Source organism: Nonomuraea sp. NPDC050536, assembly GCF_044457685.1.
Lineage (GTDB): Bacteria > Actinomycetota > Actinomycetes > Streptosporangiales > Streptosporangiaceae > Nonomuraea.
The window spans coordinates 244,669-258,690 of sequence record NZ_JBITHD010000012.1; the positions used below are offsets into that span (position 1 = coordinate 244,669).

The 14,022-nt window shown below is 71.8% G+C and carries 16 protein-coding genes; 6 read left to right on the forward strand and 10 right to left on the reverse strand.

The window, feature by feature from the left end; genetic code table 11:
* The first annotated feature begins 43 nt into the window (after window positions 1–43).
* Entirely contained in the window at window positions 44–1,204 is a 1,161-nt protein-coding gene (locus ACIBHX_RS31155) for a cytochrome P450 (RefSeq protein ID WP_397070895.1), read from the forward strand.
* Here ACIBHX_RS31155 and ACIBHX_RS31160 read toward each other — a convergent pair.
* The gene (locus ACIBHX_RS31160; protein WP_397070897.1) at window positions 1,187–1,561 is read right to left on the reverse strand and encodes a cupin domain-containing protein; all 375 of its coding nucleotides are present in this window, start codon (window positions 1,559–1,561) and stop codon (window positions 1,187–1,189) included. The two genes, ACIBHX_RS31155 and ACIBHX_RS31160, sit on opposite strands and share 18 nt — an antisense overlap.
* The gene (gene ilvE, locus ACIBHX_RS31165; protein WP_397070898.1) at window positions 1,561–2,499 is read right to left on the reverse strand and encodes a branched-chain-amino-acid transaminase; all 939 of its coding nucleotides are present in this window, start codon (window positions 2,497–2,499) and stop codon (window positions 1,561–1,563) included. The genes ACIBHX_RS31160 and ilvE overlap by 1 nt, the downstream gene beginning before the upstream one ends.
* Before the next feature lie 99 nt (window positions 2,500–2,598).
* Between ilvE and ACIBHX_RS31170 the strand changes: the two genes are divergently transcribed.
* Window positions 2,599–3,555 carry a LysR family transcriptional regulator gene (locus tag ACIBHX_RS31170; RefSeq protein ID WP_397070899.1) on the forward strand — a complete coding sequence of 319 codons (957 nt, stop codon included), beginning with the start codon at window positions 2,599–2,601 and terminating at the stop codon, window positions 3,553–3,555.
* Here ACIBHX_RS31170 and ACIBHX_RS31175 read toward each other — a convergent pair.
* From ACIBHX_RS31175 to ACIBHX_RS31185, 3 genes are all read right to left on the reverse strand, one after another.
* Window positions 3,545–3,889, reverse strand: a complete 345-nt coding sequence (locus tag ACIBHX_RS31175) for a PRC-barrel domain-containing protein (protein WP_397070900.1) — start codon at window positions 3,887–3,889, stop codon at window positions 3,545–3,547. The two genes, ACIBHX_RS31170 and ACIBHX_RS31175, sit on opposite strands and share 11 nt — an antisense overlap.
* A gap of 87 nt (window positions 3,890–3,976) precedes the next feature.
* Window positions 3,977–5,434: a serine/threonine-protein kinase gene (locus ACIBHX_RS31180; RefSeq protein WP_397070901.1), complete on the reverse strand. Its 1,458-nt coding sequence runs from the start codon at window positions 5,432–5,434 to the stop codon at window positions 3,977–3,979.
* Window positions 5,435–5,686: 252 nt separating this feature from the next.
* Window positions 5,687–6,292, reverse strand: a complete 606-nt coding sequence (locus ACIBHX_RS31185; protein ID WP_397070902.1) for a TetR/AcrR family transcriptional regulator — start codon at window positions 6,290–6,292, stop codon at window positions 5,687–5,689.
* A 46-nt stretch (window positions 6,293–6,338) separates the two neighbouring features.
* Here ACIBHX_RS31185 and ACIBHX_RS31190 point away from each other — a divergent pair, with 46 nt between their 5' ends.
* Window positions 6,339–6,641 (forward strand): antibiotic biosynthesis monooxygenase family protein, encoded by a 303-nt coding sequence (locus tag ACIBHX_RS31190; RefSeq protein ID WP_397070903.1) that lies wholly within the window; start codon window positions 6,339–6,341, stop codon window positions 6,639–6,641.
* Here ACIBHX_RS31190 and ACIBHX_RS31195 read toward each other — a convergent pair.
* The 4 genes from ACIBHX_RS31195 to ACIBHX_RS31210 are packed head-to-tail and all read right to left on the reverse strand — an operon-like array spanning window position 6,627 to window position 9,905.
* A complete protein-coding gene (locus tag ACIBHX_RS31195; RefSeq protein WP_397070904.1) occupies window positions 6,627–7,799 on the reverse strand; it encodes an ABC transporter permease in 1,173 nt (390 codons plus the stop codon). The genes ACIBHX_RS31190 and ACIBHX_RS31195 overlap by 15 nt on opposite strands.
* Window positions 7,796–8,458: an ABC transporter ATP-binding protein gene (locus ACIBHX_RS31200; RefSeq protein ID WP_397070905.1), complete on the reverse strand. Its 663-nt coding sequence runs from the start codon at window positions 8,456–8,458 to the stop codon at window positions 7,796–7,798. The genes ACIBHX_RS31195 and ACIBHX_RS31200 overlap by 4 nt, the downstream gene beginning before the upstream one ends.
* Window positions 8,455–9,456, reverse strand: coding sequence for a peptidoglycan-binding protein (locus ACIBHX_RS31205; protein ID WP_397070906.1), 1,002 nt, complete (start codon window positions 9,454–9,456; stop codon window positions 8,455–8,457). Before ACIBHX_RS31205 ends, ACIBHX_RS31200 begins: the two co-directional genes overlap by 4 nt.
* A complete protein-coding gene (locus ACIBHX_RS31210; protein WP_397070907.1) occupies window positions 9,453–9,905 on the reverse strand; it encodes a hypothetical protein in 453 nt (150 codons plus the stop codon). Before ACIBHX_RS31210 ends, ACIBHX_RS31205 begins: the two co-directional genes overlap by 4 nt.
* Window positions 9,906–9,994: 89 nt before the next feature.
* Between ACIBHX_RS31210 and ACIBHX_RS31215 the strand changes: the two genes are divergently transcribed.
* Together ACIBHX_RS31215 and ACIBHX_RS31220 are read left to right on the forward strand one after the other, a co-directional pair.
* The gene (locus tag ACIBHX_RS31215; protein ID WP_397070908.1) at window positions 9,995–10,648 is read left to right on the forward strand and encodes a response regulator transcription factor; all 654 of its coding nucleotides are present in this window, start codon (window positions 9,995–9,997) and stop codon (window positions 10,646–10,648) included.
* Window positions 10,648–11,781, forward strand: coding sequence for a sensor histidine kinase (locus tag ACIBHX_RS31220; RefSeq protein WP_397070909.1), 1,134 nt, complete (start codon window positions 10,648–10,650; stop codon window positions 11,779–11,781). Before ACIBHX_RS31215 ends, ACIBHX_RS31220 begins: the two co-directional genes overlap by 1 nt.
* Here the strand turns inward: ACIBHX_RS31220 and ACIBHX_RS31225 are convergent.
* A complete protein-coding gene (locus ACIBHX_RS31225; RefSeq protein ID WP_397070910.1) occupies window positions 11,723–12,994 on the reverse strand; it encodes an ion channel protein in 1,272 nt (423 codons plus the stop codon). The two genes, ACIBHX_RS31220 and ACIBHX_RS31225, sit on opposite strands and share 59 nt — an antisense overlap.
* Before the next feature lie 166 nt (window positions 12,995–13,160).
* On the opposite strand from ACIBHX_RS31225, the gene ACIBHX_RS31230 reads away from it, so the two are divergent.
* On the forward strand, window positions 13,161–14,009 hold the full coding sequence (locus ACIBHX_RS31230) for a fumarylacetoacetate hydrolase family protein (protein WP_397070911.1): 849 nt from the start codon (window positions 13,161–13,163) through the stop codon (window positions 14,007–14,009).
* Window positions 14,010–14,022 lie beyond the last annotated feature (13 nt).

The following is a 14,022-nucleotide window of genomic DNA, read 5'->3' on the forward strand; positions in this document are numbered from 1 at the left end:
TGTTCGCACACGAGAACCACGTACGCTTGAGAGGAATGCCGACATGGTGAAGCTGCCCACGGAGCGTCCCGCCGGATGCCCCTTCGACCCGCCCGCCGAGCTGCGCGACTTCCCGCCGATCACGCGGATGACCTTCCCCGACAGGCACGAGGGCTGGCTGGTGACCGGGCACACCCTGGCCCGCGCGGTGCTGGCGGACCGGCGCTTCAGCTCCAGGTACGAGCTCATGCACTACCCGCTGGCCGACCTCGGCGAGATGCCGCCCGCCCCGGTGGGCGACATGACCGGCATGGACGCTCCCGAGCACACCCGCTTCCGCAAGCTGCTCACCGGCAAGTTCACCGTCCGCAGGATGAGCCTGCTCACCGAACGGGTCGAGCAGATCACCGCCGAGCACCTGGACGCGATGGAGCGCCACGGCGGCCCCGTCGACCTGGTCCAGGCCTTCGCGCAGCCCATTCCCGCGCTGATGATCTGCGAGCTGCTCGGCGTGCCGTACGCCGAGCGCGACACCTTCCACCGCCACACCGTGGCCCTCAGCGGGGCGGACGCCAACCATGAGGAGCAGTTCGCCGCCTACACCGCGATCCAGGCCTACGTCCGCGAGCTGGTCGAGGCCAAGCGCGCCGAGCCGACCGACGACCTGCTCAGCGACCTGACCACGACCGACCTCACCGACGAGGAGCTGGCCGGGGTCGGTAGCTTCCTGCTCGGCGCCGGGCTCGACACCACCACCAACCTGCTCGCGCTGGGCACGTTCGCCCTGCTCCAGCACCCCGACCAGGTGGCCGCGCTGCGCTCGGACCCCGAGCTGGCCGAGCAGGCCGTCGAGGAGCTGCTGCGGTACCTGACGATCGCCCACACCGGCGCCCGCTCGGCGCTGGAGGACGTCGAGCTCGACGGCCACCTGATCAAGGCCGGGGAGACCGTGGCGATCTCCGCCCAGGCCGCCAACCGCGACCCCGGCAGGTTCCCCGACCCCGACCGGCTCGACCTGCGCCGCCAGGCCACCGGCCACCTGGGCTTCGGCCACGGCATCCACCAGTGCCTGGGCCAGCAGCTGGCCCGCGTCGAGATGCGGGTGGCCTTCCCCGCGCTGCTGCGGCGCTTTCCGGCACTACGGCTGGCGGTGCCGGCCGAGGAGGTGCCGATGCGCCACGGCCTGGACGTCTACGGCGTGTACCGGCTACCGGTCACCTGGTGACGGCCAGCGCGGCGGTGCGTGCGGGGCGAGCTCGAGCCCGTTCCAGTCGTCGCGGATCGGGGCGAACGCCTCCACCACCACCGCACCGTGCGGTCCCGCCTCCACCTCGTGCGGCACCTCGGCCAGGATCCGCCACGTGCCGCCGGGCCCGAGCTCGCGCCTGTCGTCGCCTACCCGGAAGGTCAGGCTGCCCTGCAGGCACAGCCCCAGCTGCTCGTTGGGGTGATGGTGCTCGGGCACCACGCCGCCGGGCGGGATCTCCACCACCGACAGTGTGAGCTTCTCGCCGTGCACGACGCGGGCCAGCACGTCGTTCCAGATCCGGGTGGGCTGGATGTCCTCGAGCTTGCGCAGCATTACCGTCCTCCGTACACAGGGGTGGTCCATTCCGGGTGCCGCCCGTCCCGGCGGCACGAGATCGCCCGCAGCGCGTCCTGTACGGCGAGCGTCACCGCACCCGCCTCCCCGTCACCCACCGGCCGACCGTCGACCTCGACGATCGGCGCGACCAGCGCGGCCGTGCCGCACAGCAGGGCCTCGTCGCAGGAGTACAGCTCGGACCGCTGGACGCGCCGCTCCATGGTCTCCATGCCGTGCTCCTCCAGCAGCAGCCGCATGACCTGGCCGCGGGTGATCCCGGCCAGGATGTCGTCGGCTGGTGCCGGGGTGATCCACTGCTCGCCGTACCTGAGCAGGATGTTGGACGTGGTGGCCTCGGCCACGTAGCCGTCGGCGGTCAGCATGATGGCCTCGTCGTAGCCCGCTCGGATGGCCTCGGTCTTGGCCAGGGCGGGGCCCACGTAACCGCCGATCACCTTGGCTCTGTTGGGCATCGTGGCGTCCGGGGTCCGGCGCCACGAGCTGACCATGCAGCGCACGCCGCGCTGGTCGATGTAGTCGCCGGGCATCGGGGTGGCCGCGACGCACAGCCGTAGGCCCGAGTCGTGCATCCGCACGCCGAGCTGCTCGCCCGCCTGGAGCAACAGCGGGCGCACGTAGGCGTCGCCGCGCACCTGGTTGCGGCGCAGCAGCTCCGCGGTCACCTCCACCAGCCGCTCCGGGCCGTGGCCGAGCGCCAGCCCGAGGATGCGGGCCGAGCGGGCCAGCCGCTCGTAGTGGGCGAGCGCCTCGAGCAGGTAGAGCTCCCCGTGACCGGCGTTCCAGCCGGCCCTGATGCCCTCGAACGTGCCGGTCCCGTAGGAGACGACGTTGGCCAGCACGCTGAGCCGCGCCTCCTTCTCCGGGACGAAGGCGTCGTCGAGGTAGACCTCTTCGTAGGGTGTGCCGAATCGCATGCCGTTGACCTCGGCTTTCTTGTGATCCAAGGCCAATCTAGGAACCACGAGCGTTAAGCACAATCGACACCTACTTAAGGCAGGCTTTAGCGTTGCCGTATGCTCGACGTCTCCAGGCTCCGGGTGCTGCACGAGGTCGCCCGGCATGGCTCGCTCACCCACGCCGCCGCCGCGCTGTCCTACACGACCTCCGCGCTGTCACAGCAGATCTCCGTCCTGGAGCGGGAGGCCGGCACGCGCCTGCTCGAGCGGCACGCCCGCGGCGTGCGCCTGACCGAGGCGGGCAGAGCTCTGGTACGGCATGCCGAGCGGATCCTGGCCGAGCTGCGCGCCGCCGAGACCACCCTGGCCGCGATCTCCGCGGCGGACGGCGGGCGGCTCAGGTTCGGCTCGTTCACCACGGCCAACGCCACGCTCATGCCGCAGGCCGTACGGGCGTTCGTGCGCGCGCACCCCCGGGTGGAGGTCGAGCTCGTCGAGGCCGACAGGGACGAGGCGATGGCCGCGGTGCTGGCCCACGAGCTGGACCTGGCGCTGGTCTACGAGTTCCCCGTCGTCCCCATGGAGGTCCCGGACGGCGTCGAGGTCATCCCCCTGATGACCGATCCCCTCCACATCGCCCTCCCGCCCGGCCACCGCCTGGCCTCGCGGCGCCGGATCCGCCTGCGCGACCTGGCCGAGGAACGCTGGATCCAAGGCGTGCACCACGGCTCGACCATGGACGTCCTCCCGCGGGCCTGCAGGGAGGCGGGCTTCGAACCCAGGATCGCCTTCAGAACCGACGACCAGATGACCGTCCGCGGCCTGGTGGCCGCCGGGCTCGGCGTCGCCCTCGCGCCCTTCCTCACCCTGTCCGCGACGGGCCCCGACCTGGTCGTGCGCCCGCTCAGCGAGAGGTCGCTGACCAGGACCGTCATGACGGCCACCCCCGCGGGCACCTACCGGCTGCCCGCCGCCACGGCGATGATCGAGCAGCTCGAGGCCGCGGCCCGCGAACTCGAAGAGGGCCGCGCCCCCGTGAGGGAGCGCGGCCCGGTTTCAGCTGCTAGACCGTGAAGCGGCCGTAGTAGTCCGCCAGCCGCGTCCGGTATTCGGGTTCCTTGAACGTGCCCTCGTCGAACTCGGGCGCGTCCTTGATCTCCTGCTTGGTGCGGGAGACGTGGACCTCGCGTTCGCCCGGGTCGATCTGGGTGATCGCCGACGCGGGCAGCATGACCTTCTTACCGAAGATCCACGGTCCGGTGTCCACGACGAGATAGCTCTCGCCAGTCTCGTACGTCGCCTCGTCCACCGTCCCGATCCGCCCGTCGGCGGCACGCACGTGGTACCCCGCCAGGTCCAGCGGCTGGCTCCGGTCATAGACGTCGGGTCGATAGTTCCAGAGCTCCATGGGGGCTCCTCCCTTCGATCGCTTTGTCTTGCCTCGGCGCCACACCCTCTACCCCGTCTCAGGCGGCCAAACGGCGACTGCTTCGCCCTAGGCCGGATAGGTCTTGATCACCCTGCCGTGCGCGTCCGCGACGAGGTAGGCCGTGCGGTAGTCGTCTCCCACGTAGATCATCATGAATGGGCTGTTACCGAACAGCGAGGCGAACCCGGGATCGATGACCAGATAGTGCGTGGTGGGCTTGCGCACGCCGAGCACCCTGTCGGCCTTGCGGAACAGCGCGGGCAGCCTGTTCCAGTCGAACCTGGCCAGGTCCACCGGAGGGTTGTCGATCTTGCTGCCCTTGCTCTGCTTGCCGGCCGTGCCGTCCCTGAAGAAGTAGGTGTCGTAGACCTCCTTGTCGGTCTTGACCGGCGCGTTGAAGGAGGCGTAGGTGGGATAGGCGGCCAGGCTGACGACCTTGGTGCCGCCGGTGAGCCGCTTCACCTGAGCCATCAGGACCTGCATCCCCGCGGCCGTGTGCAGGTTGACCTGCTGCGCCTGCTGTGTCGGCTCGTCTGACGGCTCGGTCGTCGCCGACTTCTTGGGGAGCGAGCTCGCCGGCGGCGTGAAGGTCGTGCCGGGGTCCTGGATCTGCGTGCGCGGGATGAGGTTCCACCCGACCACCCCCAGTGCCACGACCGCCGCCACGACCGCCGTGGTCACCCCGACCGCCAGCCCGCGCTTCGGGCGCGGCCGCATCGGCATGGTCATCGAGCCCGTCAACCCCCCGGCGAGCATCCGGTCCAGGCTGTCGGGATCGGGCCGCGCGGCCGGGTCGCGCCGCAGCAGCGCGGCCAGCACCGGCGCCAGCGGTCCCGCCCGCTCCGGCTGCGGGATCTCGCCCTGCAGCACCGCGGCCAGCGTCGCCATCACGGTCTGCCGGCGCATCGGGTGGCGGCCCTCCACCGCGACGTACAGCAGCATCCCCAGCGACCACAGGTCGGAGGCGGGGTTGCCCTCGTAGCCATTGACCCGCTCGGGCGCCATGTACTCCGGCGACCCGATGAACGATCCCGTCGCCGTCAGGTTCGGCGTCTCCCGCACCGCCGCGATCCCGAAGTCCGTCAGCACCGACGACCCGTCCGGACGCAGCAGCACGTTGGCCGGCTTCACGTCGCGGTGCAGGATGCCCACGGAGTGCGCGGCCCGCAGCGCCGACAGCACCTCTCTGCCCAGCCTGGCCACCTCGTGCGGCGGCAGCGGCCCGTGGGCAAGGCGGTCCTGCAGCGAACCGCCCTGCACCAGCTCCATGACGATCCACGGGAACCGGTCTTCCACGATGTGATGGATCGTCACCACGTGCGGGTGGTTCAGCCGGGCCAGAGCCTGCGCCTCGCGCAGCACCCGACCCCGGATCTCCTCCGCCACGTCGGCCGAGTCGGGCGGACGCACCTCCTTGATCGCGACCTCGCGGTGCAACGCGAGGTCGCGGGCCCGCCACACGAGCCCCATCCCGCCGCTCCCGAGCCTCTCGACCAGCTCGAACCGGTCGTCAATGATGCGCACCGGATGAGGCTACTGGTGGGGATATTTGTCAGGAAATCAAGCTGGTACGGCAGGCCGCCCCACCGGCCGCCCGCCGCCATTCGCCGAGGACCCGCGCCCGGCGCTCCCGGCGAGTCGATGCCACTCACCCGCCGCAACGGCGCTGCGTCACCCTGGCTCCAGGGGTCCGGTCAAGGCGCTGTCATGATCCGGGGGCACCGGCACGCCGTACCCGGGGCTCGGTGTGCACCTCCGCACGAGGTGCGGAGAGGGTCAGCGGAGGTCTGATACGCCGGGGGGGACGTCGCCGCCGAGGGCGCGCCAGATGAGGGTGGCGGTGCGTTCCGGCCAGTGGGGTGGGACGTCGGCGCCGGCGAGGGCGCGGCCGTACCAGGCGCCCGTGCACATGGTGAGCGCCACCTCCAGGTCCGCGTCCGGGGAGATGCGGCCCAGCCGGCGGGCGTGTTCGAGGATCGCGAGCAGGCGACGGCGCCGCGGGGCGATGACGCGGGCGCGGTAGCGCGCGAGGACGTCGGGGTCGGTGGTGTCCTGGAGCATGGTGCCGACCAGCGACAACCGGCCGGGCCGGGAGACGCCCTGCTGGAAGTCCGTGAGCTCGGCGACCAGCGCGGTGAAGGGGTCGTCGGCGGGCTCGGCCTGGCGTTTGTCCTCCATGGCGGCGACCGCGGCGGCGGCGAGCTCGGCCTTGCCTGGCCAGCGGCGGTAGAGGGCCTGGCGGGTGGTGCCCGCCTCCTCGGCGACCGCGGCGAGGGAGACGCCGACGTAGCCGTACATGGACAGGTGGCGGCTCACCACGTCGAGGATCCGGGCGTCGATCGCGGAGTCCCTGGCGCGACCCTTACGCGCATTAGCATCCACACCTGTATTGTATTGGAAATCGATCCCTCAGGAAAGGTGACCCATCGTGGTCGTCGAATACATCCGTTACACCGTGCCCGCGGACCGCGCCGCGGAGTTCGAACAGGCCTACAAGGCGGCCTCCGCCGTGCTGGACGGCGACGAGCACTGCCTGGCCTATGAGATCTCCCGGGGCGTGGAGGAGCCGGAGCACTTCGTGGTGCGCATCGAGTGGGACTCCGTGGAGGGCCACGAGCAGGGTTTCCGCCGCAGCCCTCGCTTCGGTGAGTTCTTCCAGGCGGTCAGGCCGTTCTTCGACCAGATCGACGAGATGAAGCACTACGAGGTCCGGCAGTCATACCGTCCGTAGCGCCTCGGTGGGCGACATCCGTGCCGCCCTGATCGCGGGCAGCAGCCCGGCGACCGCGCCTATCAGGACGGCTGCGGCGATGCCGCCCGCCCACGCCTGCGCGGGAACGATGACGTCCCACTGTTTGGCGGTGGCGTAGCCGATGGTGGCCAGCACGCCTGCGGCGACGCCCGCCGTACCGCCGAGCAGGGCGAGCACGATCGCCTCTGCGAGGAACTGCGTGCGGATCTGGCCGCGGGTGGCGCCGAGCGCGCGCCTCAGGCCGATCTCCGAGCGCCGCTCGAGCACCGAGATGATCATGATGTTGGCCACGCCGACCGCGCCCACGACCAGCGCCACGGCGCCGAGCCCGAGGAAGAGGCTGTTGAAGGCGCCGCTGGCCGCTGCGCGCGCGGTCAGGGCGGCCGAGGGGCGGCTGACGTCGACCTCGTTCGGCGACTCGGGGTTGACCGCCCGCGCGAGCAGTTCCTGCACCTGCCGCACCCGGCTGGTGTCCGACCGCACGTAGATCGTGGTCGGCGGCGCGTGGGTGAAGTACCGGCGCGCCGCCGGGTAGCCGATCAGCACGCTCGCGTCGATCTCCGGCGCGAGCGTGGCGGGCCGCAGGATCCCGGCGACGTAGAACCATTGGCCGCCCAGCCAGACCCGCTGTCCCGGGTGGACGCGCGCGATCCCCAGCCGCTCGGCCGCGAGCGAACCCAGCACCGCGACCGGCTGGGTGGCCGTGGCGGGATTGAGCCAGCGGCCCTGCGCCACGGAGGTGGCCACGACCGGCGGCAGGTTCAGGCTGACGGCCCTGACCTGCAGCGCGTTGGTGTTGGCGACGGGGATCAGCGGGCTGCGGTAGACCTTGGCCGAGCCGATCGCGCCCGTGTCGGCCACCTGCTCGACGGCCTCCACCCGGGAGACCCGCGCGGGCGCGGCGGCGGGCAACTCGGCGTCCTCGCCGGTGAGCGTACGGCCGGTGCTCGCGGTCAGCAGGTTGGTGCCCAGCCGGTCGATCTCGGCCAGCAGCCCCGCCTGCGAGGAGGACGACAGCCCGAGCACGGCCACGATGGCCGCCACCCCGATCGCGATGCCCAGCGCGGACAGCGAGGACCGCAGCGGCCGTGCCCGCAATCCGACGCCGGCCACCCGGGCGTGATCCGCGAGCCTCATGACCGCACGATCCTTCCGTCGAGCACGTGCACCTGCCTGGGCAGCCCGGCGGCCAGCCCGGCATCGTGGGTGATCATGATGATGGTGGCGCCGCCCGCGTTCAGCTCGTGCAGCAGCCGCATGATCGAGGCGCCGGTCTCGCTGTCGAGATTGCCGGTCGGCTCGTCGGCCAGCACGATCGCCGGCCTGCCCACCAGCGCCCTGGCGATCGCCACCCGCTGCCGCTGCCCACCCGACAGCTTCCCCGGCCGGAAGCTCGAACGATCGGCCAGCCCCACCTGCTCCAGCGCCTCGGCGGCCCGCGCCCGCCGCTCCTTGACGTGGACTCCGGAGTACAGCAGCCCGTCGGCCACGTTCTCCAGCACGGTCGCGTGCTCGGCCAGGAAGAACTGCTGGAAGACGAAGCCGATCCGCCTGGCCCGCAGCCCGGCCAGGGCACGGTCGTCCAGCCCGGCCGCGTCGACGCCGCCGATCCGCACGGTGCCGCCGCTCGGCCGCTCCAGCGTGCCCATCACGTGCAGCAGCGTGGTCTTGCCCGACCCTGACGGGCCCACGATCGCGACCAGCTCGCCCTCCTCGACGGAGAAGCTCACCCCGCGCAGCGCGGCCACCAGCCCGTAGATCTTGGTCACCTGCTCCAGCTCAAGAACCGTGGTCATGTCGCCGGCACCACCACGTGCTGCCCTGGGGCGAGGTCCCCGAGCACCTGGACCAGCCCGTCGGCGTCGTCGAAGAGCCCCAGCCTGACGGGGACGAGCCGGTGGTCCTCGGTCTCCACCGCGTACCCGCCGCCCGCCCGCACCACCAGCGCGGTCACCGGCACGATGAGCGCGTTCTGCACCCCGCCGGTGGTGATCTGCAGCTGCACCGGCGCGTGATCGAGCGCCCGGGCGTCCCGTGGCCTCCGCAACGCGATGTACACGGGCACGGTCGAGGTGGAGGCGGCCACCGTCCCGATCCTGCTGACCGTGCCCGGCGTGATGCGGCCGGACGGCAGCGTGATCCGCACCTTGTCGCCTGCCCGGACCTCGGCCTGCTGCGCGGGGTTGAGGTTCGCGGTGACCTGCCGCCCTGTCGAGGTCGCCTCCGCGAGAGGCGTGCCTGGCACGGCGGTCATGCCGAGCTTCACGCTCACTGTGCCGATCCGCAGCGGCCCCGGCATGATCACGGTCGAGCCCAGCTCCAGCTCCCCCGTCACCTCGGCGCCGACCCGGTCCTGCAGCCTCCGTACGGCCCTGCGCGTCCGCCACCCGAAGTAGCCGGACGAGCTCCCCAGCAGCGCGCGGTTGAGCTGCCGCACGTCCCCTCCGCTGTCTCCTTCCGACAGATCCCGGTACGGCGGAGCCGTACCGCACAGCAGCACGACCGGGGTGTTTCCGACCCGGTAGAGCGGCTTCCCGCAGCCGATCTCCTGCCCTGGTTCCGGCAGCCTGGTGTAGATACCGGAGGCCCGGTTCACCACGGACCGTGGCGCGGCGTAGGACAGCGTGCCGGTCTGGTTGACCTGCGATGACAGCCGCCCCTTGCGCACGGCGGCCAGCGCGGTCTGCCCGCTCGCCACCGGCTGCGGCCTGGCCCTGGCACGGAACGGGTCGGCGACGACGACCGCGACGGCCCCCGCGATCACCACGATCAGCACGACGAGCAGGGCCTTCACGGGCCGCCGCCCGGCATGTACTGCTTGCAGGCCGTCATCGCGGCCTTGAACTGCGGCGTGTTCGGGTCGACGCCGTCGATGAGCAGGTTGCCGTCCTTGGGGTCGGGGAAGTCCTTCACGCCGTGCTCGCGCATGCAGGCGGCGAACTTCAGCAGCTGCTTGACCTGCTGGTTGTCGGCCGGTCCCTGCTGGGTCCCGGCGGGGGCCAGCGACTTGCAGGCCTGCTGGGCGGCCTTGAACTGCGGAGAGTCGGGATCGACGCCGTCCTTGCCGTAGTGGATCTCCAGGCGGCCGTTGACCGGGTCGGGGAAGCCGGCCACGCCGTTGGTGCGCATGCACTGGGCGTACTTGACCTGCGGGTCTTCTCCGCCCCCGGGTTTTCCGGCGTCCGTCGTGCCGCAGGCCGTGGCCAGGATCGCGACGGCCGCGAGCGTTCGCATCAGGTTCATGGGGCTGTTTCTACGGATCCGGGGGTCACGTCCAGGTCCGGGGTTGTGTGACCGGGGTGTGACCGGTGCCCGGCATATCCTCGTCAACCATGAGGGTGCTGGTGGTCGAGGATCACCTGGAGCTGGCCCAGTCGGTGGCCAGGGTGCTGCGCAGGGAGGGGATGGCGGTCGACCTGGCGGGCGACGGCCGGGCCGCGCTCGACCGGGCCTCGCTCATGGACTACGACGTCGTGGTGCTGGACCGTGACCTGCCCGGCGTGCACGGCGACGAGGTCTGCGGCCACCTGGTCGAGCACGCCCCGCGTACCCGGGTGCTGATGCTGACCGCGTCGGGCACGCTGGCCGAGCGGGTCGAGGGGCTCAGCCTCGGCGCCGACGACTACCTGGCCAAGCCGTTCGCCTACGCCGAGCTGGTGGCCAGGATCCGGGCGCTGGGCAGGCGCTCGCAGCCCGCCCAGCCGCCCGTGCTGGTCCACGGCGATCTGCGGCTGGATCCGGCGCAACGCTCCGCCACCCGGGCCGGGATGCGGCTGGCGCTGACGCCGAAGGAGCTGGCCGTACTGGAGTACCTGCTGGCCGCGCGGGGGCGGGCGGTGCCGGCCGAGGAGCTGCTCGAACGGGTGTGGGACGAGGCGGCCGACCCGTTCACCACGACGGTCAAGGCGACGGTCAACCGGCTGCGGGCCAAGCTGGGCGAGCCGCCGCTGATCGAGACCGTGCCGCGCAGCGGCTACCGCATCTGATGCGCCGCAGCATCCGCCTGCGCCTGACCGCGCTCTACAGCGCCGTGTTCGCCGCCTCCGGCGCGGTGCTGCTGGGCATCACGTACCTGCTGGTGAGCCGGTCGGCCGGGCAGGTGCTGTTCGGCGTCGACACGCCCGCCGGGCTGGGGGATCCCGGCGACACCTTCCACCGCGAGGTGCCCGCGCTGCCCGGCGTCGCGCAGCGGCTGCAGGCCGAGGCCGCGCGGCTGCGCGAGGCGGTGCTGCACGAGCTGGTGACGCAGTCGGGGATCGCGCTGACCGTCATGGTGATCGTCTCGGTGGCGCTGGGCTGGCTGGTGGCCGGGCGGGCGCTTCGTCCGATGCGCGCGATGGCCTCGTCCGTCCGCGACATCTCCGCGCGCAACCTGCACGAACGGCTGGCCGTACGGGCGCCGCACGACGAGGTGAAGGACCTCGCCGACACCGTGGACGGGCTGCTCGGCAGGCTGGAGGCGGCCTTCGACGCGCAGAAGCACTTCGTCGCCAATGCCGCGCACGAGCTGCGGACCCCGCTGACGCTGGAGCGGGCACTGCTGGAGGAGACGCTCACCGATCCTGACGCCACGCCGGAAGCGCTCCGGGCGACCTGCGAGCGGCTGCTGGCGCTCAGCAAGGAGCAGGACCGGCGGCTGGAGGCGCTGCTGGCGCTGGCCGCCGGCGAGCGCGGACTGGAGCGCAGGGAGCCGTTCGACCTGCGGGCGCTGGTGGAGCGGGTCCTGCTGGCGCATCCCGATCCACGGATCTCGGCCTCCCTCTCCCCGGCGTCCGTCGCGGGCGATCAGGCGCTGGTGGAGCGGCTGGTGGCCAACCTGGTGGGCAACGCCGTGCAGTACAACCTGCCGGGCGGCCGAGTCGAGATCGGCACCGGGACCAGGGAGGGGCGGGCGTTCCTGTCGGTGGCCAACACCGGTCCCGTGGTCCCGGCGGATCAGGTCGAGCGGCTCTTCGAGCCGTTCGAGCGGCTGGACAGCGAGCGGACCGCGCGTGACGGCGGGCACCACGGGCTCGGGCTGTCGATCGTGCGGGCCATCGCGGTGGCGCACGACGCCGAGCTCACGGCTCGCCCTGGTCCGGCGGGCGGTCTCGTGGTGGAGGTCCGCCTTCCCGGGTAGGCGGGTGCTCCACGACGACCTGCATCGGCGGCTTGCCGGAGACCAGCAACCAGGCGGGCAGGATCATGATGATGGCCAGCGGCAGCAGCTCGATCTGGCCCACGACGGCCACCGCGGTGAACAGGCTGAGCCAGCCCTGCTGGGTGACCACCAGGACGAACCCGAGCACACCCGCCGTGGCCCCGAGCGCGGGCGGGATCGCCGGCACCAGCGCGTGGGCCAGCAGCCCGAACGCGACCCCGAGGAAGACGACGGGGAAAATCCGCCCGCCGCGGAACCCGGAGGTGGCGGCCACGATCAGGGCCACCAGCTTCACCACGACGATCAGGGCCAGCTGTCCGGCCCCGTGCGAGCCGGCGACCAGCTCCTTGGCCTGCTCCAGCCCCTTGAACAAGGTGATCCGTCCGCCGATCACGCCCAGGACGCCCAGCACCAACCCGCCGAGCCCGGCCATGAGCACCGGGTTGGGCAGGGCGTGGAAGAAGCGGTGCGCGTGCGGGAACACGTACACGCCCGCCAGCGCGAGCAGCACGGCCACGACCGCGACCGCCGAACCCGTCACCAGGTCGAGCAGATGGAAGCCGGGATAGGGGGGCAGCCCGACCGTGAGTTCCTCGCCGCCGAGCGCCTTGATGGTCAGCGACCCGGCGGCGGCGGCCACCAACGGCCCGAACAGCCGATCCCACAGCGGTATGTCCGGTTCTGCCGCCCGCAGCTCCGACAGCATGAGCGCCGCCGCGACCGGCGTGCCGAACAGCGCCCCGACGGTGCCCGCCACGGCCATGCCCACCCACAGCGGCGCCGGCAGTTTCGGCAGCAGACGTGCGCCGAGCCCGGCCGCGAGCCCGTTGTTGATCACGACGATCGGGTTCTCCGGGCCCAGGCTGACACCACCGGCCAGCGTGATCATGGCCGCCAGCGCCACGCTCGGCAGCACGGGCAGCGGGTCGGGCGGCGCGACCAGCGACTCGGTCGCCGGGTCAGTGCCCGCGTGCCCGGGCACCTTCCACAGCACGAGCCCGGTCAGCACGCCGGCCACGGTGAGGACGACCACCGTCCACCACCAGGCGGTCGGCCGCCACACCACGTGCTCGATGAGCGTGGACACCTCGGTCAGCGCCATCAGGATCAGGGCGGCGCCGATGCCCACCACCAGGGCGGGCACCACCAGCGGCAGCAGCCTCTTGGCCGGTGGCGAGATCACGACCGCCACAGGAAGTCCTGCACATCAGTAGCGCTCACACATACCTCCCGTACGGGTGAGGCATCCCCGAAGGTCCCTTATCGGAGCGGTGCGAGTTGGCAAAGGTTCTTGACGCTACGGGGCATCCCGGAGCATTATCACCGTAATCATCATGCTGAATTAGGGAGACTTGTCGATGCGCGTGGCGAATCTGAACGGGCGGCTGGTTCTGGTCAGGGACGGCCTGGCCGTGGACGTGGAACAGGCCAGCCAGGGCCTGTTCGGCGCCGATCCGCAGGCCGTGTACGAGCGCTGGGCCGAGTTCCGTGCCTGGGCCGCCGAGGCCGCGCTGCCCGGCGGGGAGTCGTTCGCGCCGGAGGATCTGGGAGCGCCGGTACCCGTGCCGCGCCAGGTGTTCGCCATCGGGCTGAACTACCGGGACCATGCTGCCGAGTCGGGCTTCGCGGTGCCGGAGGGGCTGCCGCCGGTGTTCACCAAGTTCGTCTCGGCGATCACCGGCCCGGTCAGCGAGGTGGCACTGCCGCCCGGCGGGAACACCGACTGGGAGGTCGAGCTGGTCGCCGTCATCGGCTCCCTGGCCAGGAACGTCGCAGAAGAGGACGCCTGGGGCCACATCGCCGGGCTCACCGTGGGCCAGGACCTGTCCGAGCGCGTCTCGCAGCTGGCCGGGGTCGCACCGCAGTTCAGCATGGGCAAGTCGTTCCCCGGGTTCGCGCCGACGGGGCCGTGGGTGGTCACGCCCGACGAGTTCGCCGACCCCGACGACCTGACGCTGGGCTCGGCCATCAACGGCGAGGAGGTCCAGAAGGGGCACACCCGGGACCTGATCTTCTCGATCCCGATGCTCATCACGCGGCTGTCGGCCCGGCTGCCCCTGCTGCCCGGCGACCTGATCTTCACCGGCACCCCCGCGGGCGTCGGCATGGGACGCACCCCGCAGCGGTGGCTGGCTCCCGGCGACGAGCTGGTCAGCCACGTGGAAGGGATCGGCGAGCTCCGTCAGAGGTTCACTGGAGGACAGTGATGGCCCTGTGGGC